This window comes from Aquincola tertiaricarbonis (assembly GCF_000969605.1).
GTDB lineage: Bacteria > Pseudomonadota > Gammaproteobacteria > Burkholderiales > Burkholderiaceae_C > Aquincola > Aquincola tertiaricarbonis.
In genome coordinates, this window is sequence record NZ_JZUE01000035.1 from 17,144 (window position 1) to 42,148 (window position 25,005).

The window sequence follows — 25,005 nt, forward strand, 5'->3', positions numbered from 1 at the left end:
ATGATGACAACAGGCAAGGCTGTTGTCAATCAATCCAACACTAGAAGCTGTAGCTCCCCGTCACCCCCAGCGCCCAGGTGCGGCCGGGGGCGGGCTCGAAGTAGCGCTGGTTGGCTTCGTTGACGATGACCGAGCCGACGTAGTCCTTGTCGAACAGGTTGTCGACGCGGGCGAACTGGCTGAGCTTCCAGGCGCCCATGCGCTGCTCGAAGCCGGCGCGCAGGCTGGCGGCGACGTAGCCGGCCGCCGAGGCGGTGTTGGCATCGTTGGCCATCAGCTTGCTGGCGCCGCGCACCTCGGCCGCGGTGCTGAAGCCGCTGGGCTGGTGGCGCCAGCCCAGCTCGCCGAACAGCACCTGGCGCGGCACGCCCGGAATGCGCTTGCCCGACAGGTCCGCGCCGGCCGGCGTGACCAGGTCGCGGTATTCGGCCTTGGTGTAGGTGTAGGCCAGCATGGCGTTGAAGCCGGCCGGCAGCGTGGCCTCCATCGACAGCTCCAGTCCCGTGCGCCGCGTCTTGCCGGCGTTGGTGAACACGGTGCGGCCGCCGCTGGAGCCGGCCGAGACCACCTCGTTGCGCGTGTCGGCGCGGAAAGCCACCGCGGTGGCGCGCATGCTGCTGCCCAGCCGGGCCTTGACGCCCGCCTCGAAGTTGCGGCTCTTGGCCGCGGCCAGGTCGAAGTTCAGGCCCGGCTGGCCGCCGCTGCGGTAGGCCAGCTCGGCGAAGGTGGGCGTCTCGAAGCCACGGCCGAGCGAGGCGAACAGGTGCACGTCGGGCGTGAGCTGGTGCAGCACGCCCAGCACCGGGCTGGTGGCGCTGTAGCGGGCCGAGCCGCTGTCGTCGGGGTTGGTGCCGATGATGAAGCGGTCTTCCGCCTTGAAGCGCACCACGCTGTGCCGCAGGCCGCCCGTGAGCTTCCAGGTGGGCGCCACCTGCCAGCTGCCGATGACGAACTGGTCGAAGCTGTTGACGCTGTCCTGCTCGTCGCGGCGCTGCTCGCCGGCCACGCCGGCGGTGTTGACGAAGCCCTGCCGGTGCTCGCGCATGCGATCGTAGGCCAGGCCCACCGTCAGCGAGCGCTGGTCGTCGCCCAGCCGCCATTGCAGCCCGGTGCCGGAGAAGTTGCGGTCCAGGTCCACCACGCCGCCCGACGAGGTGATGCCCTGCGCTGCCAGCGGCAGCCCGAGGTACTGGGTGAGCTGGCGCTGGCCGCCATAGACGCTGGCCTCCAGCGCGCCGCCCAGCAGCTGCGGATGGCGGAACACCACGCCGCCCTGGCTGTGGCGGATGCTCTTGCGCGTGTCCTGCGCCAGCGCATTGGTGCCGGCCTGGCGGGGGTCGGCGTCGAGCTGGGCCTGGGTGAGCCCCAGCGGGTCCTGCGTGTCGGGCTGGTCGAGCGCATTGGCGATGACGACGATGCTGGCGCCGTTGTCCAGCCCGAAGCGCAGCCGCGCATTGGCCAGGTCGCGCCGCGCCGCGCTATGGTCGCGCGAGCCGTTGGTCTCGAAGCGCGAGACATTGCCGGTGGCGCCGAAGCTGCCGCTGGCGACGCCGAAGCGCACGCCGGTGCGCCAGGTCTCGTCGCTGCCGCCCATCACGCTGGCTTCGACGAACGGCCGCTTCGGCGCGTCGTCGCCGATGACGTGGATGACGCCACCCGAGGCATTGCCGTACAGCGCCGCAAAGGGGCCGCGCAGCACCTCGATGGCGCCGGCGCCTTCCAGGTCCATCAGCGCGGTCTGGCCCTGGCCGTCGGGCATGGTCAGCGGGATGCCGTCCTGGATCAGCCGCACGCCGCGCACGCCGAAGGTGGCGCGGGCGCCGAAGCCGCGCGACGACACCTGCAGGTCCTGCGCGTAGTTCTGCCGGTTCTGCACCAGCAGGCCGGGGATGCGGGCCACGCTTTCCGACAGGTTCACGCGCCACTGCTGGTCGCGCAGGGCTTCGCCGTCCACACGGTCGATGGAGGCGGGCACGTCGAAGGCGCGCTCGGCGCTGCGGGTGCCGGTGATGACCACCGATTCCACCGGCTGCGCCTGCGCGGCGGCGCCGGCCAGCAGCAGCGAGCAGGCCGCCGCGACGGGCTTGAGGAACAGGCGCTTCATGCGGCCACCTCGCGGGTGGGCAGGGCCGCGGCCTGCGTGGCGGTCAACGCCGGCGCGTTTGCCTGGAGCCAGGCGTTCTCGTCGTCGGTGAACAGCCGCGATCGGGTGAGGAAGCGCTCGCCGTGCCGGCCTTCCAGCGAGAACATGCCGCCGCGCCCGGGCACCACGTCGATGATGAGCTGCGTGTGCTGCCAGTACTCGAACTGCGGCGCGCTGATGAAGAACGGCATGCCGCCGATATGGCCCAGCAGCCTGTCGCCGTCGCCGACGATCAGCTCGCCGTCGGGGTAGCACATCGGGGCGCTGCCGTCGCAGCAGCCCCCCGACTGGTGGAACATCAGGGGCCCGTGCTCGGCCCTCAGCTTGTCGATCAACGCCAGCGCCTGCGGCGTGGCGGTCACGCGGTCCACCGTCATGCTTGTCTCCTGCCTTGTACAACCTGCGGCCAAGGGTAGCCGAAGATGCGGCGGCTACTTGCGCTGCTGCACGCTGTCGACGAAGGCCTTGATCGAGGCGATGTCGTCCTCGGCCAGCACGCCCTTCCAGGCGGGCATGCCCTTGTCGGGCCGGCCGGCGCGTACCGTGGCGTGGAACACCTCGGTCATCTCGTCGCCATAGCGGCGGCCGAGCTTGCGCAGGTCGATGCGCGCTTCGGGCGATTGCGCGTTGGGCCCATGGCAGTGGGAGCAGTTGGTGTTGAACAGCGTCCTGCCGCGCGACAGCATCGCATCGCTGCCCGCCGCATCGGCCACCACCGCTGCGGTCGCCTGGCCCATCAGCCCGCCCACCGCGCCGGCCGCCGCCAGCCGCAGCACCGGCGCATCCGCCGCGGCCAGTGGCAGCGCCGGCCCGGCCGGAAAGCCGTACTTCGCCGCCAGGCCGGTGATCCAGCCCTGCAGGCCGTCGAGCTGCTGCTGCACCTGGGCCCGCAGCGCCGCGTCGTCGCGGCGGAAGCCGATGGCCACCGGCCAGGCCATGCCCGGCCCGTCGGTGGCCAGCACCTGCCAGCGCTCCGCATGCCGCGTGCGGTTGTGGTAGCCGGCCGAAGGGCCCCACAGCCAGGCCACGTCGGCCTGACCGTCGGCCAGCGCCTGCAGGCCTTCCTCGGGCGAGCGCACCGTCACCGTCTGCATGCCCTCGGTGGTGGCCAGCAGCTGGTGCGGCGGCGTGAGCAGCTGCACCGCCACGCGCCGGCCGCGCAGCTCGGCCACGCCCGAGATCCGCTGGCCAGGCGGCAGGACGAGTGCGTAGTGATGCACCGCGAAGGGCGCCGACATCACCACCTGCGGCCGCATGAAATCGCCTTCGGCGGGCAGGCCGATGTAGAGGTCGCAGCGTCGGGCCAGCAGCGTGCTGCGGACGGCACGCCTGGCGTACAGCGTGGAGTGCCACACCTCCTGCGCGGCGCCGCGGCCCAGGGCTTCGGACAGCTTGTCCGCCAGCTCCACATAGAAGCCCTTCGGTCCCTCGGCGGCGCTGGAGAAGGGCAGGTTGTCGGGGTCGGCGCAGGCGCGCAGCGGGCCTTCGGCCGGCACCGCGCCGGTGGCTGCGGCGGCGCCGATGCAGGCGGCCGCCAGGCCGGCGCCCAGCAGGCTGCGCCGCCACTTGTCTAGACAGGTGAACATGGCAGGTGGCCTCCGCATCACAGCGAGAACACGAACAGCGCGCCGCCATCGGGCGTGGACAGCATGGTCTTGCCCAGGTCGCCGAGGAAGGCGGGGATGGAGGCGGTGCGGCCCACCACGACGGCCACGTACTGCTTGCCGCCGGCGGTGAAGGTCATGGGGCCGGCGCCGATGCCCGAGCCCAGGTTCATGCGCCACAGCACCTCGCCGGTCTTCGCGTCCAGCGCGCGGAACAGGCCGCCGTTGTTGCCCGCGAAGACCAGCCCGCCGCCGGTGGACAGGGTGCCGCCGTTGAAGGGCGTGCTTTCCTTCAGGCCCCAGGCCTTGCGCTGCTTCACCGGATCCCAGGCCACCAGCTCGCCCAGGTAGTCGCCTGGCCCGGGCTTGGCCGGGAACTCCTTGCCCAGGTACATCGTGCCCTTCTTGTATTGCACCTCGGTGGCGGCCATGTCCATGCACACGTTGTTGGCCGGGATGTAGACCAGCTGCGTGTTGGGGTCGAAGGACATCGGCTGCCAGTTCTTGCCGCCCAGCAGGTTGGGGCAGATGTCGCTGGCGGCATGGCCGGTGCGCGGCCGCTTGGCCGACACCTCGATCGGCCGGGCGGTGGCCAGGTCGATGCCCGTGGCCCAGTTGGTGGGCACGAAGGGCTGGGCCGAGATCAGCTTGCCGCTGTTGCGGTCGGCCACGTAGAAGAAGCCGTTGCGGTCGGCCTTCATCATCACCGGCCGGCTGGCGCCGTCGATCTTCAGGTCGGTGAGCACCGCCTCGTTCACGCCGTCGAAGTCCCAGGCGTCGTAGGGCGTGCCCTGCAGCCACCACTTGATCCTGCCGGTGTCGGCATCGAAGGCGACGGTTGAACTGGTGTAGAGGTTGGTGAACTGGCCGTAGTCGCTGCTGTCGGGGCCGCGCAGCGCGTTGTTCCAGGGGCTGGGGTTGCTGGTGCCGTAGAAGATGGTGTTGGTCTTCGCGTCGTAGGAGCCGATCAGCCAGGCCGCGCCGCCGCCGTTCTTCCAGCTGTCGCCCTTCCACGAGTCGTTGCCCGGCTCGCCTTCGCCGGCGGTGGTGAAGGTGTTCCACAGCTGCTTGCCGGTCTTGGCGTCGTAGGCGCTGAGGGCGCCGCGCACGCCGTATTCGCCGCCGCCGAAGCCGGTGACCACCATGTTCTTCACCACCAGCGGCGGCGAGGTGATGACCGCGCCCTGCTTGTAGTCCACCACCTTGGTGTCCCACAGCTCCTCACCGGTCTTGGCGTCCAGCGCCACCAGATGGCCGTCCAGCCGGCCGACGTAGATGCGGCCGTCGCCATAGCTCACGCCGCGGTTGACCACGTCGCAGCAGCCGTACTGCATGGTGTCGCCGGGCAGGTCGGGCTCGTAGCGCCAGCGGATGGCGCCGGTGGCGGCATCGAGCGCGAACACCGTCTTCGGCCCCCAGGAGCTGGAGACGTACAGCATGTCGCCCACCACGATGGGCGTGGATTCGTTGCTGCGCAGCGCGCCCAGCTGCAGCGTGTACGCGAGCTTCAGGTTCTTGACGTTGCCGCGGCCGATCTGCTTGAGCGGGCTGTAGTGCGTGTTGGCATAGTCGCGGCCGTACATCGGCCACTGGCCTTCTTGGCTGGACAACCTGGCCAGCTCGTCATTGGCCTGCACGGTGGTGCAGGGCAGGGCCAGCGTGGCGGTGAAAGCGGCGGCCAGCAGCGGGCCGCCCCAGCGCGTGGGGAAGGTGGTCATGGGGTGTCTCCTCGGGTGGAAAGGGCCCGGCCGGGCAGCCGGGCCGCGGGCTCAGCGGCTCAGTGGCTCAGTGGCTCAGAAAAAGCCGAGCGCCTGGTCGCTGTAGCTCACCAGCAGGTTCTTGGTCTGCTGGTAGTGGTCGAGCATCATCTTGTGGTTCTCGCGGCCGATGCCGGACTGCTTGTAGCCGCCGAAGGCCGCATGCGCCGGGTAGGCGTGGTAGCAGTTGGTCCAAACGCGGCCGGCCTGGATGCCGCGGCCCATGCGGAACGAGGTGTTCATGTCGCGTGTCCACACGCCGGCGCCCAGGCCGTACAGCGTGTCGTTGGCGATGGCCAGGGCCTCTTCCTCGTCCTTGAAGGTGGTGACCGACACCACCGGGCCGAAGATCTCCTCCTGGAAGATGCGCATCTTGTTGTGGCCCTTGAATACGGTCGGCTGCACGTAGTAGCCGTCCTTCAGGTCGCCTTCCAGCAGGTTGCGGCCACCGCCGATCAGGCAGGCCGCGCCTTCCTGGCGGCCGATGTCCATGTAGCTGAGGATCTTCTCCAGCTGCTCGCTGGACGCCTGCGCGCCGATCATCGTGCTCATCTCCAGCGGGTTGCCCTGCTTGATGGCGCGCACACGCTCCACCGCACGTTCGATGAAGGCCTCGTAGATCGATTCCTGGATCAACACGCGCGACGGGCAGGTGCACACCTCGCCCTGGTTGAGCGCAAACAGCGCGAAGCCTTCCAGCGCCTTGTTGAAGAAGGCGTCGTCCTTGCTCATCACGTCGGCGAAGAACACGTTGGGCGACTTGCCGCCCAGCTCCAGCGTCACCGGGATCAGGTTCTGGCTGGCGTACTGCATGATCAGCCGGCCGGTTGTGGTCTCGCCGGTGAAGGCGATCTTGGCGATGCGCTGGCTGCTGGCCAGCGGCTTGCCGCATTCCAGCCCGAAGCCGTTGACCACGTTGAGCACGCCCGGCGGGAGCAGGTCGCCGATGACTTCCATCAGCACGAGGATGGACACCGGCGTCTGCTCCGCGGGCTTGAGCACCACGCAGTTGCCGGCGGCCAGCGCGGGCGCCAGCTTCCACACCGCCATCAGCAGCGGGAAGTTCCACGGGATGATCTGGCCCACCACGCCCAGCGGCTCATGGAAGTGGTACGCATAGGTCTGCGCATCGATCTCGCTGATGCTGCCTTCCTGCGAACGCACGCAGCCCGCGAAGTAGCGGAAGTGGTCCACCGCCAGCGGCAGGTCGGCGAAGGTGGTCTCGCGGATGGGCTTGCCGTTGTCCCAGGTCTCGGCGGCGGCCAGCATCGGCAGGTTGGCCTCGATGCGGTCGGCGATCTTGTTGAGGATCACCGCGCGCTCGGCCGGCGAGGTCCTGCCCCAGGCGGCCTTGGCGGCATGGGCGGCATCCAGCGCGCGTTCCACGTCCTCCGCGGTGGAGCGCGGGATCTCGCAGAAGGCCTGGCCGGTGACGGGCGTCAGGTTGTCGAAGTACTGGCCCTGCGCGGGCTCCACCCACTGGCCGTTGATGTAGTTGCCGTAGCGCTTCTTGAAGGCGACGGGGGTGCCGAAGCGGCCGGGTTCGAGCATGTCCATGGGGTGTCTCCGTGACGGTGGCGGTTGCGGGCTTCGAGCGGCTGCGACATGCGCCGCTGCAGTCCTCCTTCTGCAGAGCCTGTGCCACCGAAGCACGGGTTTTTACCGAAGGGCAGCCCGCTGCCGAGGGCGAAGAAGCCGCATGGGGCGGCCCACAATCCGCAGGCCGGCGGTGGTCTTGCCGGCTGCGACGGGCGGCATGGGCGCGTTGTCGCAAGCTGCGACAAGCACCTGCCGTGGCAGGCGCGATTCGCGACCCGACGAGACGCGGAGACAAGCGCATGCAACAACTTCCCGCCGACGCTGCCAGCATGCAGGCGGCGCGGCGCCGCTTCATCGAGGAAGGCACCTTGCCGGCAGCCGGCGCCTCGCCGCTGTCGCAGCTGATCGAGCGCAGCTGGCAGCGCTGCCGCGGCCAGGTGCCGGGGCCGGAGCCGCTGGCCCGTTCGGTCTTCGCCAGCCGGCTGGAAGCCTCGCGCAAGCTGATCGACCATGCGCAGCCGGAGCTGGAGGCACTGGCTGAGCAGATGGCGCACACCCGCAGCGTGCTGATCCTCACCGACGCGCAGGGCCTGATCCTGGAAGAAGGCGGCAGCAGCGAGTTCTTGCGCCGTGCGCAGCGCGTGGCCCTGCAGCCGGGCGTGGGCTGGTCGGAGGACCAATGCGGCACCAATGCCATCGGCACCGCGCTGGTGGAGCGGCAGGCACTGGAGGTGCGCGGCGCAGAGCACTTCCTGGACGAGCACCACATCCTGCATTGCGCGGCCGCGCCCATCCTCTCGCCGCGCGGCGAGGTGCTGGGCGTGCTCGATGTCTCGGGCAGCGCCAGCGAGATGCACCAGCATGCGCTGGCGCTGGTGAAGCTGGCCGGCGAGCAGATCGAGCACCGGCTCATCCATGCCGATGCGCAGGGCCGCCGGCTGCTGCGCTTCCATGCCAAGGCGCCGATGCTGGGCACCGCCCGCGAGGCGGTGCTGCTGCTGGAGGACGACCGCATCGTCGGTGCCAATCCCATCGCGCTGCGGGCGCTGGGACTGCGCTGGGGCGCGGTGCTGGACCATTCGATGGACGCTTTGTTCGACCGCGGCTGGCGCAGCCTGGACGGCCGCGGCGGCCTGCTCACCACCCATGCCGGAAACGGCTTCGCCGCGGCCTGGCAGCACGCGCCGGCGGCCACCGCCGCGCCGGTGCGGCCGGCCGGCGGCAGCGCGCGGGCGCCGGCGGCCTTCAGCACCGACGACACCATCGAGCCCTTGCTGGCGCGTGCGGTGCGGGTGCTGGACGCCGGCAGCTCGGTGCTGCTGCAGGGCGAGACCGGATCGGGCAAGGACGTGTTCGCCGGCCTGCTGCACCAGCGCAGCAGCCGCGCGCGCGGGCCGTTCGTGGCGCTGAACTGTGCGGCGCTGCCGGAGACGCTGGTGGAGGCCGAACTGTTCGGCTATGCCGAGGGTGCCTTCACCGGCGCACAGCGCAAGGGCCAGGTCGGCCGCGTGCGCGAAGCCGATGGCGGCGTGCTGTTCCTCGACGAGATCGGCGACATGCCGCTGCTGCTGCAGTCGCGCCTGCTGCGGGTGCTGCAGGAACGCAGCGTGACGCCGCTGGGCGGCGGGCGGGCGGTGCCGGTGGACTTCGCGCTGGTGTGCGCCACCCACCGCGACCTGGCCGCGATGGTGGAGGCGGGCAGCTTCCGCGCCGACCTGTTCTACCGGCTGCAGGACTACACCGTGGCGCTGCCGGCGCTGCGCGAGCGGCGGGACATCCCGGCGCTGGTCGAGCGCCTGTTCGTGCAGGCCGGCGGGCAGGCGATGGGCCTGAAGCTGTCGCCCGAGGCCGTGGCCGAACTGGCCGCGCGGCCCTGGCCCGGCAACCTGCGCCAGCTGGCCAGCACCCTGCGCACGCTGGTGGCGCTGGCCGATCCGGGCACGGTGATCGGCGTGGCCCAGCTGCCGCCGCTGCCGGGCCGCCCGGTGGCCGCGGCGGCCGTTGCCACGGGCCTGCCGGCCATGGGCCCGGCGCAGCCCCTGCCGCCGGCTGCAGGCGCGGCGGCCGTGCCGGCGGAAGGACCGGCGGACCTGCGCAGCCTGACGGCCGAGGCCATCGACCGCGCGCTGCAGGCCCAGCAGGGCCGGGTGGCGGCCGCCGCGCGGGCCCTGGGCGTGCACCGCAGCACGGTGTACCGGCACATCGCGCAGAAGGCCCAGAAGGCGCAGGAAGCGCAGGAGGCTGGGCAGCCGCCCGCCGAAGGCCGCTGACGGCGGCGGGCCGACCTCAGGTCCGGCCGAAATCCTTGCGCACCTGGCGCAGGCATTCCTCGCGCACGGCGCGCACCGGGTGCGCCTGGCAGCGGCGCACCCGTTCCTCGTAGCTGGGCGCGGGCGTGGCGGCCGAGGCGGCCGAAGCGGCCACCGAGGGCCGCGGCCCGCCCGGGGCGCCCAGCACGCTGCCATGCAGCGCGGCCCAGGCCAGGCCGCTCACCATCGCCATCCGCTTCAGTCCGTCCACGCCCTGACTCCTTGCGCCGTGCCTTCCAGCGCGCTTCAGGCCGGCAACCGCCGCGCCCGGCGGCCCGCCAGGCGGGCCACCACCGCCAGCCCGGCCAGCGCCATCGCCCAGGTGGAGGGCTCCGGCACCGCCGTCACCTGGCTGAAGCCCGAGACCGTCAACGTGGTGCCCGCGGCGCCCACGCCGGCGAAGCTGAGCGAGCGGCCCGAGACCGAACGTCCGTCGTCCGACAGCGCCAGCCGCACCAGCAGGCTTTCATTCGGGCCCAGCGTCGGCGCGTTCCATTGCAGGCCCATCACCGCGTCGCAACCGGCCGGGGCCAGGCAGGCGGCATCGGGCGCCGCGTCGGTCAGGTTGGCATTGACCGCAAAGCGGCCCAGGATGTTGTCGAAGGGGTCGGCCGTGGCCGCATGCACCTCGCGGCGCACCGGGTCGCCGGCCACGGCCGCGCCCCAGGTCTCGGTGACCCGGTCCAGGAAGTTCAGCTGCTCGCCGTCGGGGTTGGCGAACACCATGAAGCGCAGCTGCGAGAAGCTGTCGGTGGCGCTGCTGTTGGTGATGCGGTAGTCCACCGTCATCAGGCCGCTGCCCGCGCCGGCCACCGACACCGCGTAGTCCAGCGCGCTGTTGAGCGTGGTGACGCTGGCCGGCCCGCCGGGCGAACCCAGGCCGTTGATGAACAGCCGCGGCGTGAGCTGGAACACGTTGCCGGCCAGGCCGTAGGCGATGTTCTCGAAGCCGCCTTCGAAGTCGGGGCCGGTGCCGCCGGCCACCGCGGCCTGGGCGGCGGGCACGGCCAGTGCGCAGGCCAGGGCGCAGGCGGCGGTCAGGGGCAGCAGAGAGGTTCTTGCCATGAGAGGGCTCCTTGAAAGGGTGCGGGGCTTCAGCGCAGCGCGCCTTCGGCCTCGGTGGGTGCCAGCAGGTCGTATTCGCGCACCAGGCCGGGCGCGGCGAAGGCCTTCTCGGAGGTCTGCAGCCGCTCCCGCGTCGCCTGGGAGACGATGACCTTCACCGCCGGCTGCAGCACGCCGCACACCGGGCACAGCGGCGGGTTGGGATCGTCGGGATGCGGATAGCCCTTGCGCAGCGCGATCAGCACCGACATCGAGCGCACTTCGCGCACGCCCTCGTTCCACAGGTCCTGGGTGATCTCGTTGACCAGCGTGCTGGCCGACTTGGCACGCCGGGCGTCGGTCTTGGGATCGATCTGCGCATCCGACCAGCCCTGCACCTGCGCGAACTGCACGCCGGCGTCGTTGATGGCGATCACCGCCTGCCCGGGCGCGATCACATGGTCCAGCGCCACGCCGCTGGTGCCGTCCCGCAGCAGGCCACCGGGCACCAGGAAGGCCCGCGGCAGCACCACCACCTTCTGCAGCTCGAACTGCCGGGCATTGGCGCCGGGCTCGTCGGCCGCGCCGGCCACCAGCGTGCGCACCGGCAGCGGCACCTTGGCGCCCGGCGGCGCCTGCGGGATCTCCGACTTGGGAATGCCCAGCAGCTCGGCGAAGGCCAGCGCGGTCTTGTAGGCGTCCTCGTCGGTGAGCTTCAGCGGCTGCGGCGTGCCCTCGTCGCCCGGCTTGAAGGCGGCGCGGCGGAAGTAGCGGATGTCGCCCTGGCCGATGTTCTTGCTGAAGGCCAGCTGCACGTAGGCGCCGGCCGGGTCATCGCGCCCGCCGAGTTCCAGCGTGCACAGGCCTTCGTCCGGCTCCTTCATCGGCGTGGTGGCGCCGCGGCATTCGGGCGCCGCACTGGGGCTGCCGCGGCCGAACACCGCCTGCGACACGCGGCCGGGATTGAAGCCGCGCGAGATGGCGCCATCGGGCCGCACGTTGGCCAGCTTGCCGACCACCTCGCCCGGGCCGTTGGGCATCACCCGCGACAGCGCGGCGGCCACGTCCTTCTGCAGCACGTCGAGCCGGCTCTGCGCCTGCACCGGCAGGCAGCAGGCCAGGGCGGCCAGGGCCGCGCAGGCAGCGGCGGTGGGATTGAGCTTGAGGGAGTTCATGGTGTGCGTCCTGCTTCAGGGGTTGAAGGGGTTTTCGCCGACCGGGTCGCAGCCGCGATAGCCCATCCAGGCGTACCAGCTGCGGCCGGTGGGTGGGCCGAAGGCGGCGCTGTTGTTGTAGCGCTCGTGCAGCAGCCGGTTGAGCGCATTGCCGCCGCTGGGGCCCACGGTCATCGCGGTGGGGCACTGGTCCTGGCAGGTGCCGAACCAGCCGAACGGGTCGTAGCCCGCGCAGGAGAACTGGTTGGACTTGTAGTGGTTGGTGACCCAGGCGGTGGCCACCGGCATCACGTGGCCGTCGCTGGCGGTGTCGCGGTAGTCGCCGTTGAAGCTGGAGCTGATCCACATGATCCCGTGGAAGCCCGTCATCACATGCAGGCCCTTGGCGGTGCCGGGCTCCTTCATGGCCACCCGCATGTTGCTGAAGTAGTTGTCGTTCAGGCTGTAGCAGGACGAGGCGTGCAGGAATTTCAGGCTCTTGTCGCCCACGAAGGTGGTGCCGCCGGCACCGCCCATGCGCAGGCTGCACTGGTTCTTCCAGCTGTTGCGCATCAGGGCGCCCCAGGCATTGCCGGCATCGAAGCCATGCGCGGCCACGATGGCCGCGTCGGGCCAGTCTACGTAGGCGAAGTCCAGGCAGCCGGCATCGAAGCTGGGGTCGCAGAAGCGCTGCAGCGTGGTGTTGCCGTCGACGAACTTGCCGGTCTTGCTGTGGCCGATGGCGCCCATGCGGTCGTACCAGGCCGTGGCCATGCCGGGCCAGGAACCGCGGTCGGCGTCGGTGTCGCCGGGCGCGCAGTTGCCACCGCTCCAGTTGCCGATGGCGTACATGTCGACCTTGAAGGCCAGGGCCGTGGACAGGCCGGTGGAGACGGCGGCCGCGGCCGCCAGCCGGATCAGCAGGCGCCGGTGATGGGGTGGGATGAGGATCTTCAAGGTGTGCCTCCTGTGCGGGCCGGCCGCCAGCGGGTTGCAGCGGCCGTGCTTCAAAGGTAGGCGGCCGACCCGTGCGGCAACACCCCCGGCGCACTTCAACAATGGGGGCCCGGAAGGGGGTGCGGGGGGCCGCGGCGGGGGCGCCCATGTGGGGGAAGGGCGGCTCGCATAATCGCCGCCGCACCCGCTGTCCAACCCTCAACACCTGCCGTCCCATGAACACTCGCCCCGCCGGCCACGCTTTGGTCGAAGCCCTCGTTGCACAAGGCGTCGACACCGCCTTCGGCGTGCCCGGTGAAAGCTACCTGGCCGTGCTCGACGGCTTCCATGAACACCGCGAGCGCATCCGCTTCGTGGCCTGCCGGCAGGAGGGCGGCGCCGCCTTCATGGCCGAGGCGCAGGGCAAGCTCAGCGGCCGCCCGGGCATCTGCTTCGTCACCCGCGGCCCCGGCGCCACCAATGCCAGCATCGGCGTGCACACCGCCTTCCAGGACTCCACGCCGATGGTGCTGTTCGTCGGCCAGGTGGCCAGCGACCAGCGCGACCGCGAGGCTTTCCAGGAGCTGGACTACCGGCAGGTGTTCGGCCCCGGCACGCTGGGCATGGCCAAGTGGGTGGGCGAGGTGCACGACGCCGACCGCCTGCCCGAGTACGTGGCCCGCGCCTTCCATACCGCGATGCAGGGCCGGCCGGGACCGGTGGTGCTGGTGCTGCCCGAGGACATGCTGGCCGCGCCCACCGCGGCGCCGGTGCTGCCGCGCATCGAACCCGCCACCGCCTGGCCCGCACCCGGCGCGATGCGCGACCTGCGTGCAATGCTGGCTGCAGCGCAGAGGCCTTTCGTCATCGCCGGCGGCAGCGGCTGGACGGCCGAGAGCGTGCAGGCGCTGCAGCGCTTCGCCGAGAACTGGGGCCTGCCGGTGGGCTGCGGCTTCCGCTTCCAGGACACCTTCGACAACCGCCATCCGCTGTATGCGGGCGACGTGGGCATCGCCATCAACCCGAAGCTGGCGCAGCGCATCCGCGAGGCCGACCTGGTGCTGGCCGTGGGCGTGCGCCTGGGCGAGATGACCACCAGCGGCTACACCCTGCTGCAGGTGCCGCGGCCGGCACAGAAGCTGGTGCACATGCATGCCGGTGCCGAGGAACTGGGCCGCGTGTACAGCGCCGACCTGATGCTGCAGAGCGCGATGTGCCATGCCGGCAAGGCGCTGGAGACGCTGGCCGCTCCCGCCGGCACGCCGCGCTGGGCCGACTGGGCCGCCGCCGCGCATGCCGACTACGAGGCCAACCACGTCGCGCCCGAGGTGGTGCCGATGGACATGGCCCAGGTGATGAAGACCATCCAGCGCCTGGCACCCAAGGACACCGTGTACACCAACGGCGCGGGCAACTATGCCGGCTGGCTGCACCGCTATGTGCGCTACTTCGGGCTGCAGCACCACGGCCGCACGCAGCTCGCGCCCACCTCGGGCGCGATGGGCTACGGCGTGCCGGCGGCGGTGGCGGCCTCGCTGCTGCAGCCGCAGCGCACCGTGGTCAACATCGCCGGCGACGGCGACTTCCTGATGACCGGCCAGGAGCTGGCCACCGCCACCGGCTACGGCGCCACGCGGCTCATCAGCGTGGTGGTGGACAACGGCACCTACGGCACCATCCGCATGCACCAGGAGCGCGACTACCCTGGCCGCGTGAGCGGCAGCGACCTGTTCAACCCCGACTTCGCCGCGCTGGCCCGGGCCTACGGCTGGCGCGCCGAGCGCATCGACGCAACCGCGCAGTTCGAGCCGGCCTTCGCTGCCGCCCTCGACAGTGGCCGCCCCACGCTGCTGCATGTGAAGCTGGACACTGACGTCAGTACCACCCGCAGCACCCTGAGCGCCATTCGCGCAGCAGCTATGAAGAAAAAATGATGAAGTCAAGGGGGTGAGCAGACACTGATCCCCCTAGGCTGTGGAAATTCGCGCAGTCTCAGCAATTTAGGGGTTGTTGCTCAATGCAACGCCAGCCAACACTCGGAGAACAACTGTTACGTCTCGGCGCGCTGGTGCGCCGCTTCGTTACAGCCACAACATTCGAGGAGCGGGCAATGGGCGTCGTGTTTGGCGAAAGCGCGGTCAACGTTTTCCAACCGGGCAGCCAGGAGGCGCCGAAGGTCACGGTGCTGGCCGATGGCAGCTACGTGGTGGTCTGGCAGTCGTACGGCCAGGACGACTCCGACAGCCAGGGCATCTATGCCCAGCGCTTCAGCGCGGCCGGCGTGGCCGTAGGGCCCGAGTGGCGCATCAACCAGCTCTCCGAAGGGGGCCAGCACAGCCCGCGCATCACCGCCTTGAGCGATGGCGGCTGGGTGGTCACCTGGCAGGACGACGCCGAGGCCGATGGCAGCAGCACCGGCGTGATGGGCCAGCGCTTCAACGCGGACGGCGTGCCGCAGGGCGCCAACTTCGTGGTGAACGCCACCACCAGCAGCTCCCAGTACGACGGCGCGGTGGCGGGCTACACCGGCGGCTTCGCGGCGGTATGGTCGTCGGCCCAGGCCGGTGGCAACGGCTACGACATCATCCTGCGCCGCTTCGACAACACCGGCGCCACGGTGCTGGCGGAAACCCGCATCTCCACCGTGCCGGGCAGCCCGGGCAGCGCCCAGGCCGGCACGCAGGAGCAGGCCGACATCGCTGCGCGGGCGGACGGCAGCCTGGTCATCGTCTGGACCGACCAGGGCGGCAGCGATGGCAGCAGCTACGGCGTGTACGGCCGCACCGTGGCGGCCGACGGCACGCTGGGCAATCCCTTCCTGGTCAACACCTTCACCAGCGGCGCGCAGTACGAGCCCAGCGTGGCGATGCTGTCGGGCGGCGGCTTCGTCGTGGTGTGGCGCTCCGATGCGCAGGACGGCAGCAGTGCCGGCGTCTACGGCCAGCGCTTCGACGCAGCCGGCGCGAAGGTGGGCGCGGCCTTCCTGGTCAACGAGACCACCAACGGCGGCCAGTACCAGCCCTCGGTCACCGGCCTGTCCACCGGCGGCTTCGTCGTCACCTGGTTCAACGACAACTACGACAGCAGCGGCAGCGGCAGCACGGCCGACGTGTACCTGCGGGAATACAGCGCGGCGGGCGTGGCCCTCACCGGCCAGCAGAAGCTGGCGTCCGGCAGCAACAGCACCGAGTACCAGCCCGACATCGCCGACCTGGGCAACGGCAACTACGTGGTGGTCTATGCCGACTACGTCACCGCCGCGGGCCCCGGCGACAACACCTATCGCATCGCGCAGCAGATCTTCGGCGATGCCAATCCGCCGGTTCGCCAGGCCGACCCCACGCTGGGCGACTTCACCGGCACCGTGACCTTCGCCGAAAACCTGGTGAACACCGCGCCGCAGGTGATCGACGCAGCCATCAGCCTGGCGGACAGCGATTCCGCCGACCTGGCCGGCGGCCGGCTCGACCTGTTCTATGTGCAGGGCGGTGATGCCACCGACCAGCTGGGCGTGCGGCACCAGGGCAACGGCTTTGGCCAGATCGGCCTGGCCGGCAGCACCGTCAGTTACGGCGGCGTGGCCATCGGCACGCTGAGCGGCGGCGCCAACGGCGCCAACCTCGTCATCAGCTTCAATGCCAGCGCCACCGTGGATGCGGTGGAAGCGCTGGTGCAGAACCTCACCTACGCCAGCACCTCGCAGAGCCCGCAGCCCAGCCGCACGGTGGGCCTGCGCATCAGCGACGGCGACGGCGGCAGCAGCGAGGCCAGCACCGTCACCATCCAGGTGACGGCCGAGCTGGACGGCCGGCCGGTGGCGCATGGGGAGGAGGCGGTCAACAGCTACCGCGCCAGCACGCAGGACACACCCACCATCGCGGTGCTGGCCGATGGCAGCTACGTCATCGCCTGGGAGTCGCAGGCCCAGGACGGCGCCGGCACCGGCGTGTACTGGCAGCGCTTCGCGGCCAACGGCACCGCCATCGGCCCCGAGGTGCGTGCGGCCGGCGCCACGGAAGGCGAGCAGCGCCAGCCGCACCTGGCGGCCTTGAGCGACGGCGGCTTCGTGCTCACGTGGGAAGACAACTCCGGCGTGGACGGCAGCGGGCAGGGCGTGATCGGCCAGCGCTACAACGGCGCCGGCGTGGCCCAGGGCGGCAACTTCATCGTCAACACCACCACCAGCAGCGCGCAGTACGACGGCGCGGTGGCGGGCTACACCGGCGGCTTCGCGGCGGTGTGGTCGTCGGCCCAGGCGGGTGGCAATGGCTACGACATCTACCTCAAGCGCTTCGACAACACCGGTGCGGTGACGCTGGCGGAGACCCGCATCTCCACCGTGCCGGGCCAGCCGGGCACGGCACAGCCCAGCACGCAGGAGCAGGCGCAAATCGCCGCCCGCGCCGACGGCAGCCTGGTGGTGGTGTGGACCGACCAGGGCGGCAACGACGGCAGCAGCTACGGCGTCTATGGCCGCACCGTGGCGGCCAACGGCACGCTGGGCGACACCTTCCTCGTCAATGGCAGCACTGCCGGCGCGCAGTACGAGCCCGCGGTGGCGCTGCTGAGCAATGGCGGCTTCGTCGTGGTCTGGCGCTCCGACGGCCAGGACGGCAGCAGCGCCGGGGTGTATGGCCAGCGCTTCGATGCCGCGGGCGTGAAGGTCGGCGGCGAGTTCCTGGTCAACGAGAGCACCACCGGCGGCCAGTACCAGCCGGCGGTCACCGGCCTGTCCACCGGTGAGCGACGGCGGCCAGGACGGCAGCGGCGGCAGCATCCACCTGCAGCGCTTCGCCGCCAACGGCAGTGCCCAGGGCGCCGAGGTGCAGGTCAACAGCTACACCCTCAACACGCAGAACCAGCCGGCGGTCTCCGGGCTGGCCGATGGCGGTTACGTGGTGGCCTGGACCAGCGGCCACGACGGCAGCGGCAGCGGCGTGTATGCGCAGCGCTTCAACGCCGCCGGCCAGCCGGCGGGAGGCGAGTTCCGCGTCAACACCACCATCACCAGCACCCAGAACATGCCCACGGTGCTGGGCCTGGCCGACGGCAGCTTCGTGGTGGCCTACGAAAGCGACTATTCCAATGCCACCGCCGGCTACACCTACGACGTGCTGGGCCAGCGCTTCGCGGCCGATGGCACGCCGCTGGGCGCCGAGTTCACGCTCAACAGCAATGTGAACGGCAGCCAGGTGCAGCCCCAGCTCGCCAGCCTGGCCGGCGGCGGCTTCGTGGCGGCGTGGACCGACACCAGCGGTGCCGACGGCAGCGGCTACGGCATCGTGCTGCAGCGCTTCGCGGCCGATGGCAGCAAGCTGGGGTCGGAGATCATCGCCAACACCACCGTGGCCGGCACGCAGCAGGGCGCCGACGTGGTGGGCCTGGCCGGCGGCGGCTTCGTGGCGGTGTGGCATGACGACAGCACCAACAGCGTGCTGGCGCAGCGCTTTGCGGCGGACGGCAGCAAGCTGGGTGCCGAACTGCTGGTAAGCACGCCCGACACCCGGGCGGACTACAACAACTACGCCCGCGTGGCCGCGCTGGACACCGGCGGCTTCGTCGTCACCTGGGACTCCACCTATGCGGTGGGCGGCTCCAACTACGAGGTGGTGGCGCAGCAGTTCAGCGCCACCGGCCAGCGGGTGGACGGCGTGTTCGTCCTCAACCAGCGCACCGCCAGCACGCAGATCGAACCGGACGTGGTCGGCCTGGCCGGCGGCAATTTCGTGGCCGCCTGGAGCAACTACGACGCCGAGCGCCGGACCGACAACAGCTACGGCGTGTTCCACCGCGTGTTCGGCACGCCGGGCTCGGTGGCCAGCTCGGCCGCCCCGGTGCTGGTGGACCTGGCCGACAGCGTCACCTTCGACGAGGCCTTGGTCAATGCCGGTGGCCAGCTCATCGATGCCAGCGCGGGGCTGAGCGATGCCGATTCCGCCAACTTCGACGGCGGCCGGCTGTGGGTCAGCGTGATCAACGGCTATCCGCACGACAACGACGGACCGCTGGCCGCCGGCCTGGTGCAGCAGGACGTGCTGGGCATCCGCTCCGTGGGCACCGGCGCGGGCCAGGTGTCGGTCAGCGGCAGCACGGTGAGCTACGGCGGCGTGGCCATCGGCGTGATCGAGCTGGGCGGCGCGGCCGGCGCCGACCTGGTGCTGCGCTTCAACGCCAGCGCCACCAGCGCCGCGGTGGAGGCGGTGATCGAGAGCCTGACCTATGCCAACACCTCGTCGGCCCCGTCGGCCAGCCGGGTGGTGAGCATCAGCGTGAGCGATGGCGACGGCGGCACCAGCGATCCGCGGCTGGTGACGGTCAACGTCACGCCGCAGGCCGACGGCCCGCAGCCGCTGTTCGGCAACGAGGTGGTCAACACCTTCCGGCCCGACACCCAGGGCGAACCGGCCACGGCCGCGCTCACCGGCGGCGGCTATGTCACGGTGTGGACTTCGCAAGGCCAGGACGGGTCGCAGGGCGGCGTGTTCGGCCAGCGCTACACCGCGGCCGGCGAGCGGGTGGGGCCGGAGTTCCAGGTCAACACCCAGACGCTGCAGGTGCAGGACCACCCCAAGGTGGTGGGCCTGGCCGGCGGCGGCTTCGTGGTGGCCTGGGAATCGCAGAACCAGGACGGCAGCAGCACCGGGCTGTACGGCCAGCGCTTCGGCGCCGACGGCGCACCGGCGGGCAGCGAGTTCCGTATCAACACCACCACCGACAACGAGCAGAGCCAGGTGAGCCTGGCGGCCTTGCCCGGCGGCGGCTTCGTGGCCACCTGGTACAGCTACTACCACGAAGGAACCTACTACCAGATCGTCGCCCAGCGCTTCGATGCCGCCAACGTGCCGGTGGGCCCGGAGTGGACGGTCAACACCGACGCCAGCAGTTCGTACCAGGCCGAGCCGGCCGTGGCCGCCGCGGCCGATGGCAGCTTCCTCATCGTCTGGCGCAGCGACGGCCAGGACGGCTCTGGCGCCGGGGTCTATGGCCAGCGCTTCGCGGCCAACGGCAGTGCCCAGGGCAGCGAGTTCCGCGTCAACAGCTACACCGACGGCAGCCAATACCAGCCCGACGTGGCGGCGCTCGCCGGCGGCGGCTACATCGTGGTGTGGCACTCCGACAGCCAGGACGGCAACAGCGGCGGTGTCTACGGCCAGCGGCTGAATGCGTCCGGCGCGCCGGTGGGGCCGGAGTTCCGCATCCATGCCGACATCGTCGGCAACCAGCACACGCCCAGCGTGACGGCCCTGCCTGGCGGCGGTTTTGCCGTGGCCTGGATCGACAACGGCCAGGCCTGGCTGCAGCAGTTCGCGGCCGACGGCACGCGGCTGGACGGCGAGCTGCGGCTGGACACGCTGGACAGCGGCGGCAACGTCAGCCTGCCGCAGGTCACGGCACTGGCCAACGGCAGCCTGGTGGCCACCTGGGGCGACTATGTGCAGGCCCAGGTCAGCTACGAGGTGGTGCAGCAGCTGCTGGCCAATCCGGCCACCACCACGCGCCAGTCGCGGCCGGTGATCACCGACCTGGTCGACAGCATCACGCTGCCGGAAAACCTGGTGAATGCCGCAGCGCAGCTGATCGACGCCAGCATCGACCTGGCCGATGCCGACTCGGCCAACTTCGATGGCGGCCAGCTGTGGGTGAGCGTGATCTCCGGCTACGGCAACCTGGAGGTGGCCCAGTTGCCGGAGGACGTGCGCGCCCAGGACCAGCTGGGCCTGCGCAGCACCGGCGACGGGCCGGGCCAGGTGCGGGTGACCGGCAGCGCGGTGAGCGTGGGCGGCGTGGTGGTGGCCACCGTGCTGACCAACGGCAGTGCCGGCGCCGACCTGGTGCTGCGCTTCAATGCCCAGGCCACGCCCGCCGCCGTGGAAGCGGTGGTGGAGGCGCTGACCTATGCCAACACCGCCTCCAACCCGGTGGGCAGCCGCGCCATCAGCATCAGCCTGAGCGATGGCGACGGCGCCACCAGCGAGCCGCAGGTGGTCACGGTCAACGTCACGCCCGAGGCGGACGGCGCGCAGGCGCTGTTCGGCAACGAGCTGGTCAACACCTATGCCCCCGACACGCAGAACCTGCCGGCCATCACCCGGCTGGCCGATGGCGGCTACGTGATCGTCTGGACCTCGCAAGGCCAGGACGGCTGGGGCACTGGCGTGCATGCCCAGCGCTTCGATGCCAACGGCGTGCCGGTGGGCAGCGAGTTCCAGGCAAACACTTACACCCCTTATGACCAGGTTGCGCCCACCGCGGCCGGCCTGGCCAGTGGTGGCTTCGTGCTGATGTGGACGTCGCAGAATCAGGACGGCAGCGGCAGCGGCGTCTACGGCCAGCGCTTCGATGCCAACGGGGTGCCCGCAGGGGCTGAGTTCCTGGTCAACACCGGCGGCAGCAGCAACCAGAGCCAGGTGGACGTGGCGGCGCTGGCGGGCGGAGGCTTCGTGGCAACCTGGTATGCCGACTTCCAGGACGGCACGTACTACAACGTCTATGCCCAGCGTTTCGATGCCAACGGCGCGAAGCAGGGCAGTGAATTCGTGGTCAACGACACCAGCGGTGGCGAAACCTTCCAGCAGCAGCACCAGCCCAAGGTGGCGGCGCTGCCAGGCGGTGGCTTTGTCATCGTGTGGCAGAGCGAAGGGCAGGACGGCAACAGCACCGGCATCTACGGCCAGCGTTACGCGGCCGATGGCAGCTCGGTGGGTGGCGAATTTCAGGTCAACAGCTATACGCCCAGCACCCAGAGCGAGCCCGACGTGGTGGCGCTCACCGGCGGCGGCTTCGTGGTGGTGTGGCGCTCCGAAGGCCAGGATGGCAACAGCGGCGGCGTGTTCGGCCAGCGCTACGGCAGCAACGGCGCGCCGGTGGGCAGCGAATTCCGCATCAACACGCACACGCTGGACAACGAGTCCAATCCCGCCGTCACCGCCTTGTCGCACGGCGGTTTCGCCGTGACCTACCAGGACGGCAACCGCATCTCGGTGCAGCAGTTCGACGCCGCCGGCCGCCCGCTGGACAACGAGACCCGGGTGGACACCGCCGACAACAACAATGCCCACCAGCCGGCGATCGCGGGCCTGGGCGGCGGCGCCTTCGTGGTGGCCTGGACCGACTACGACTACCAGAGCGGCCAGTACCAGATCTACCAGCAGGTGTTCGGCAACCCGGCGCTGCTCACACGCCAGGCCAACCCGCAGCTGGTGGACGTGACGCCCAGCGTCACCTTCGCCGAGAACCTGGTGAATGCGGTGCCGCAGTTGATCGACCCGGGCGTGGGCCTGATCGACACCGACTCGGCCAACTTCGACGGTGGCCTGCTGGAGGTGAACTACCTCACCGACTACGGCGCGCAGGACCAGCTCGGCCTGCAGAGCCTGGACAACCAGGACCAGCTGGGCATCCGCCATGAAGGCCTGGGTGCCGGCCAGGTGGGCGTGGTGGGCAGTGTGGTGAGCTTCAGCGGCGTGGCCATCGGGCAGATCGTCAGCGCCGGCGCCAATGGCGACAAGCTGAGCGTGCGCTTCAATGCCAATGCCAGCGTGGAGGCGGTGGAGCAGGTGATCGAGAACCTGACCTATGCCAACACCGTCAGCAATCCCATCGCCAGCCGCACCGTCAGCATCCGCGTGACCGATGGCGACGGCGGTGCCAGCGCCGCCCGCGCGGTGACCATCAACGTCACGCCGCAGATCGACGGCGCCGTGCGCTTCGGCCTGGAGCAGACGGTCAACACCACGCGCGCCGGCCAGCAGGTGGAGTCGGACATCGCCCGCCTGGCCGATGGCGGCTATGTGGTGGTGTGGACCGACCAGGGCGGTGCCGACGGCAGCAGCCACGGCGTGTACGGCCAGCGCTACGACGCCAATGACAACCCGGCGGGTGCGCAGTTCCGCATCCCCACCACCACCGCCGGCCAGCAGGAGAACGCGCAGGTGGTGGGCCTGGCGGGTGGCGGACACGTGGTGGTGTGGCAATCGCAGGGTCAGGACGGCTCCGGCTGGGGCGTGTACGGCCAGCGCTTCAATGCGAACGGGAGCGCCGCAGGCGGCGAGTTCCGCGTCAACACGCTGACCACGTCCAACCAGGTGCAGCCGGCGCTGGCGGCCACCGCCGACGGCGGTTTCATCGTGGCCTGGCACCACGACTCCTACAGCGACAACGACACCGAGTATTCCGACGTCTTCTTCCAGCGCTATGGCGCCAACGGCACGGCGCTGGGCGGCGAGACGAAGGCCAATCCCGGCCGGGGCGAGATCTTCCGCTACCAGTCGGAGCCGGCATTGGCGGTGCTGCAGGGCGGCAGCTTCGTGGTGGTGTGGACCGACAACGACCTGGACGGCAGCAGCTACGGCGTGTTCGGCCAGCGCTTCAGTGCCGCTGGCGTGGCCCAGGGCAGCGCATTCGCCGTCAATGGCTACACCGACAGCCAGCAGCAGCAGCCGGCCATCACCGCCTTGAAGGACGGCGGCTTCCTGGTCACCTGGCAGTCCTACCAGCAGGACCTCAGCGGCTGGGGCGTGTATGCGCAGCGCTTCGATGCCACCGGCACGGCCGTGGGCGCGGAGTTCCGCGTCAACACCACCATCAGCAGCAACCAGTACGACGTGGACGTCACCGCGCTGGAGAACGGCGGCTGGGTGGTGGCCTGGTACGGCGACAACGGCGGCGACGTCTACCTGCAGCAGTACAACGCCGCCGGCCAGGCGGTGGACGGCGAGACGCAGATCAACGGCTACGAATACAGCACGCAGCAGCAGCCTGCCATCGCCAGCATGGCCGACGGCGGCTTCGTCGTCAGCTGGAGCAGCTACATCGCCAGCGGCGATGGCAATGGTGACGGCGTGGGCGATGGTGGCAACGACACCTACGAGATCCGCCTTCAGCGCTTCAGCAACACCGCGCCGCAGGTGTCCGACGTCATCGCCAACGGCCAGGAGGACACGCCGCTGGTGCTGGGCAATGCCGTGTTCGAGGCCGGCTTCGCCGACGTGGACGGCCAGACGCTGCAGTCCATCCGCATCACCACGCTGCCGGGCGAGGGCACGCTGCGCCTGAACGGCACCGCCGTGGTGGCCGGGCAGGAGATCACGCTGGCACAGCTGCAGGCCGGCCAGCTCACCTACCAGGGCAATGCCGACTGGTTCGGTGCCGACCAGTTCCGCTGGACCGGCTCGGATGGCGTGGCCTATGCCTCCACGCCGGTGCTCACCACCATCAACCTGGCCAACGTGAACGATGGGCCGCGGCTGGAGGCCGGCGCCAACGACACCGCCAACGAGGGCGTGTGGTTCAACCACAGCATCACGCTGGGCGACCCCGACCCCGAGGGCCATCTGCTCACCATCGACTGGGGCGACGGCCAGGCGCCGCAGGTGTTCACGGTGGGCAACACGCCCAACCACAGCATCAGCCACTACTTTGCCGACAACGGCAGCTACACCGTGCAGGTGCGCGCCGACGACCAGCGCGGCCTGCCCAACAGCGTGGCGACCGACAGCTTCCAGGTGGTGGTGGCCAACGTGGCGCCCACGCTGACATTGTTCGGCAATGCCAATGCGGTGCAGGGCCAGCCTTATGTGCTGGACCTGGGCACCGTGGTCGATCCGGGCGCCGACACCGTCACCCAGTACCGCATCGACTGGGGCGACGGCACGCCGCTGCAGGTGGTGGCCGCGGCCGACCTGCCGGCCAACCGCGAGCTGCAGCACACCTACGCCAACCCCGGCACGCCCACCATCCGCGTGGCGCTGCAGGACGAGGACGGCGTGTTCGCCAATGCCGGCAGCCGCAGCGTGAACGTGGTGGCACCGGCCGAGGTCATTACCGTGCAGGCGGGCGCCGACCTCTCGGTCAACGAAGGCACGGTATTCACCCGCAGCATCAGCTTCACCGACCCCACCGACCAGGCGCCGGCCGGCCGCAGCTACACCGTCAACTGGGGCGACGGCCAGACCAGCAGCGGCAATCTGGCCGCGGGCGTGCTCAGCTTCAACATCTCGCATGCCTATGCCGACCACGGCGGCAGCTACACCGTGCAGGTGACGGTGGACGACTCCGGCGCGCAGCAGGGCAGCGACAGCTTCGTGGTGCAGGTGGCCAACGTGGCGCCCACGGTGCAGCTGCAGGGCGCCACGTCGGTGGCCGAAGGCTCGGCGTACACCATGACGCTGGACGTGGTGGACCCGGGCACCGACACCGTGCAGCGCTACGACATCAACTGGGGCGACGGCAGCCCGGTGCAGACCGTGCTGGCCGCCGATCTGCCGCCCAGCCGGCAGGTCAGCCATGTGTATGCCGACGGCGCCGTCACCCGCAACATCAACGTGTCGGTGGTGGACGAGGACGGCACCTGGACCAACGCCGGCACGCGCTCGGTGCTGGTGAGCAACGTGGCGCCGGTCGCCGCCGTCACCGGTGCCAACAGCGTGGCCGAAGGCGCCAGCTATGTGCTGAGCGTGGGCGCCATCACCGATCCCGGCACCGACACCCGCACCGGCTACAGCATCGACTGGGGCGACG

The 25,005-nt window shown here is 70.6% G+C and carries 12 protein-coding genes; 3 read left to right on the top strand and 9 right to left on the bottom strand.

Annotation, left to right across the window (positions count from 1 at the left end; genetic code table 11):
• Window positions 1-40: 40 nt before the first annotated feature.
• The 5 genes from VO99_RS25470 to adh form a co-directional block, all read right to left on the bottom strand.
• On the bottom strand, window positions 41-2,104 hold the full coding sequence (locus VO99_RS25470) for a TonB-dependent receptor family protein (protein ID WP_046115766.1): 2,064 nt from the start codon (window positions 2,102-2,104) through the stop codon (window positions 41-43).
• Complete coding sequence (locus tag VO99_RS25475) at window positions 2,101-2,520, bottom strand: DUF779 domain-containing protein (protein ID WP_046115767.1); 420 nt, start codon at window positions 2,518-2,520, stop codon at window positions 2,101-2,103. Before VO99_RS25475 ends, VO99_RS25470 begins: the two co-directional genes overlap by 4 nt.
• 54 nt (window positions 2,521-2,574) lie before the next feature.
• Entirely contained in the window at window positions 2,575-3,729 is a 1,155-nt protein-coding gene (locus VO99_RS25480; RefSeq protein ID WP_046115768.1) for a c-type cytochrome, read from the bottom strand.
• A gap of 17 nt (window positions 3,730-3,746) precedes the next feature.
• A complete protein-coding gene (locus VO99_RS25485) occupies window positions 3,747-5,465 on the bottom strand; it encodes a PQQ-dependent dehydrogenase, methanol/ethanol family (protein ID WP_083440925.1) in 1,719 nt (572 codons plus the stop codon).
• Between the two features lie 75 nt (window positions 5,466-5,540).
• Window positions 5,541-7,061 carry an aldehyde dehydrogenase gene (gene adh, locus VO99_RS25490; protein WP_046115769.1) on the bottom strand — a complete coding sequence of 507 codons (1,521 nt, stop codon included), beginning with the start codon at window positions 7,059-7,061 and terminating at the stop codon, window positions 5,541-5,543.
• A 281-nt stretch (window positions 7,062-7,342) separates the two neighbouring features.
• Between adh and VO99_RS25495 the strand changes: the two genes are divergently transcribed.
• Window positions 7,343-9,313: a sigma-54-dependent Fis family transcriptional regulator gene (locus tag VO99_RS25495; protein WP_052736624.1), complete on the top strand. Its 1,971-nt coding sequence runs from the start codon at window positions 7,343-7,345 to the stop codon at window positions 9,311-9,313.
• 16 nt (window positions 9,314-9,329) lie between these two features.
• Here VO99_RS25495 and VO99_RS25500 read toward each other — a convergent pair whose 3' ends face one another.
• Genes VO99_RS25500 through VO99_RS25515 form a run of 4 tightly spaced genes read right to left on the bottom strand, consistent with a single transcriptional unit; the run spans window position 9,330 to window position 12,507 of the window.
• Entirely contained in the window at window positions 9,330-9,563 is a 234-nt protein-coding gene (locus VO99_RS25500) for a hypothetical protein (protein ID WP_157039785.1), read from the bottom strand.
• A gap of 35 nt (window positions 9,564-9,598) precedes the next feature.
• A complete protein-coding gene (locus VO99_RS25505) occupies window positions 9,599-10,417 on the bottom strand; it encodes a PEP-CTERM sorting domain-containing protein (RefSeq protein ID WP_046115772.1) in 819 nt (272 codons plus the stop codon).
• Between the two features lie 29 nt (window positions 10,418-10,446).
• Window positions 10,447-11,571, bottom strand: coding sequence for a hypothetical protein (locus tag VO99_RS25510; RefSeq protein ID WP_046115773.1), 1,125 nt, complete (start codon window positions 11,569-11,571; stop codon window positions 10,447-10,449).
• Window positions 11,572-11,586: 15 nt separating this feature from the next.
• Window positions 11,587-12,507, bottom strand: coding sequence for a DUF6345 domain-containing protein (locus VO99_RS25515; RefSeq protein ID WP_046115774.1), 921 nt, complete (start codon window positions 12,505-12,507; stop codon window positions 11,587-11,589).
• Between the two features lie 215 nt (window positions 12,508-12,722).
• Here VO99_RS25515 and VO99_RS25520 point away from each other — a divergent pair, with 215 nt between their 5' ends.
• Together VO99_RS25520 and VO99_RS25525 are read left to right on the top strand one after the other, a co-directional pair.
• Window positions 12,723-14,420, top strand: coding sequence for a thiamine pyrophosphate-binding protein (locus VO99_RS25520; protein WP_046115775.1), 1,698 nt, complete (start codon window positions 12,723-12,725; stop codon window positions 14,418-14,420).
• Window positions 14,421-17,225: 2,805 nt separating this feature from the next.
• Window positions 17,226-25,005, top strand: a 7,780-nt coding sequence (locus tag VO99_RS25525; RefSeq protein WP_198157066.1) for a PKD domain-containing protein, incomplete at its 3' end; no start/stop codon positions are given.

Coding starts and splice junctions, on each gene's coding strand:
- VO99_RS25470 (WP_046115766.1), bottom strand. CDS start 2,104: ATGAAGCGCCTGTTCCTCAAGCCCGTCGCGGCGGCCTGCTCGCTGCTG.
- adh (WP_046115769.1), bottom strand. CDS start 7,061: ATGGACATGCTCGAACCCGGCCGCTTCGGCACCCCCGTCGCCTTCAAG.
- VO99_RS25505 (WP_046115772.1), bottom strand. CDS start 10,417: ATGGCAAGAACCTCTCTGCTGCCCCTGACCGCCGCCTGCGCCCTGGCC.
- VO99_RS25495 (WP_052736624.1), top strand. CDS start 7,343: ATGCAACAACTTCCCGCCGACGCTGCCAGCATGCAGGCGGCGCGGCGC.
- VO99_RS25475 (WP_046115767.1), bottom strand. CDS start 2,520: ATGACGGTGGACCGCGTGACCGCCACGCCGCAGGCGCTGGCGTTGATC.
- VO99_RS25485 (WP_083440925.1), bottom strand. CDS start 5,465: ATGACCACCTTCCCCACGCGCTGGGGCGGCCCGCTGCTGGCCGCCGCT.
- VO99_RS25510 (WP_046115773.1), bottom strand. CDS start 11,571: ATGAACTCCCTCAAGCTCAATCCCACCGCCGCTGCCTGCGCGGCCCTG.
- VO99_RS25520 (WP_046115775.1), top strand. CDS start 12,723: ATGAACACTCGCCCCGCCGGCCACGCTTTGGTCGAAGCCCTCGTTGCA.
- VO99_RS25480 (WP_046115768.1), bottom strand. CDS start 3,729: ATGTTCACCTGTCTAGACAAGTGGCGGCGCAGCCTGCTGGGCGCCGGC.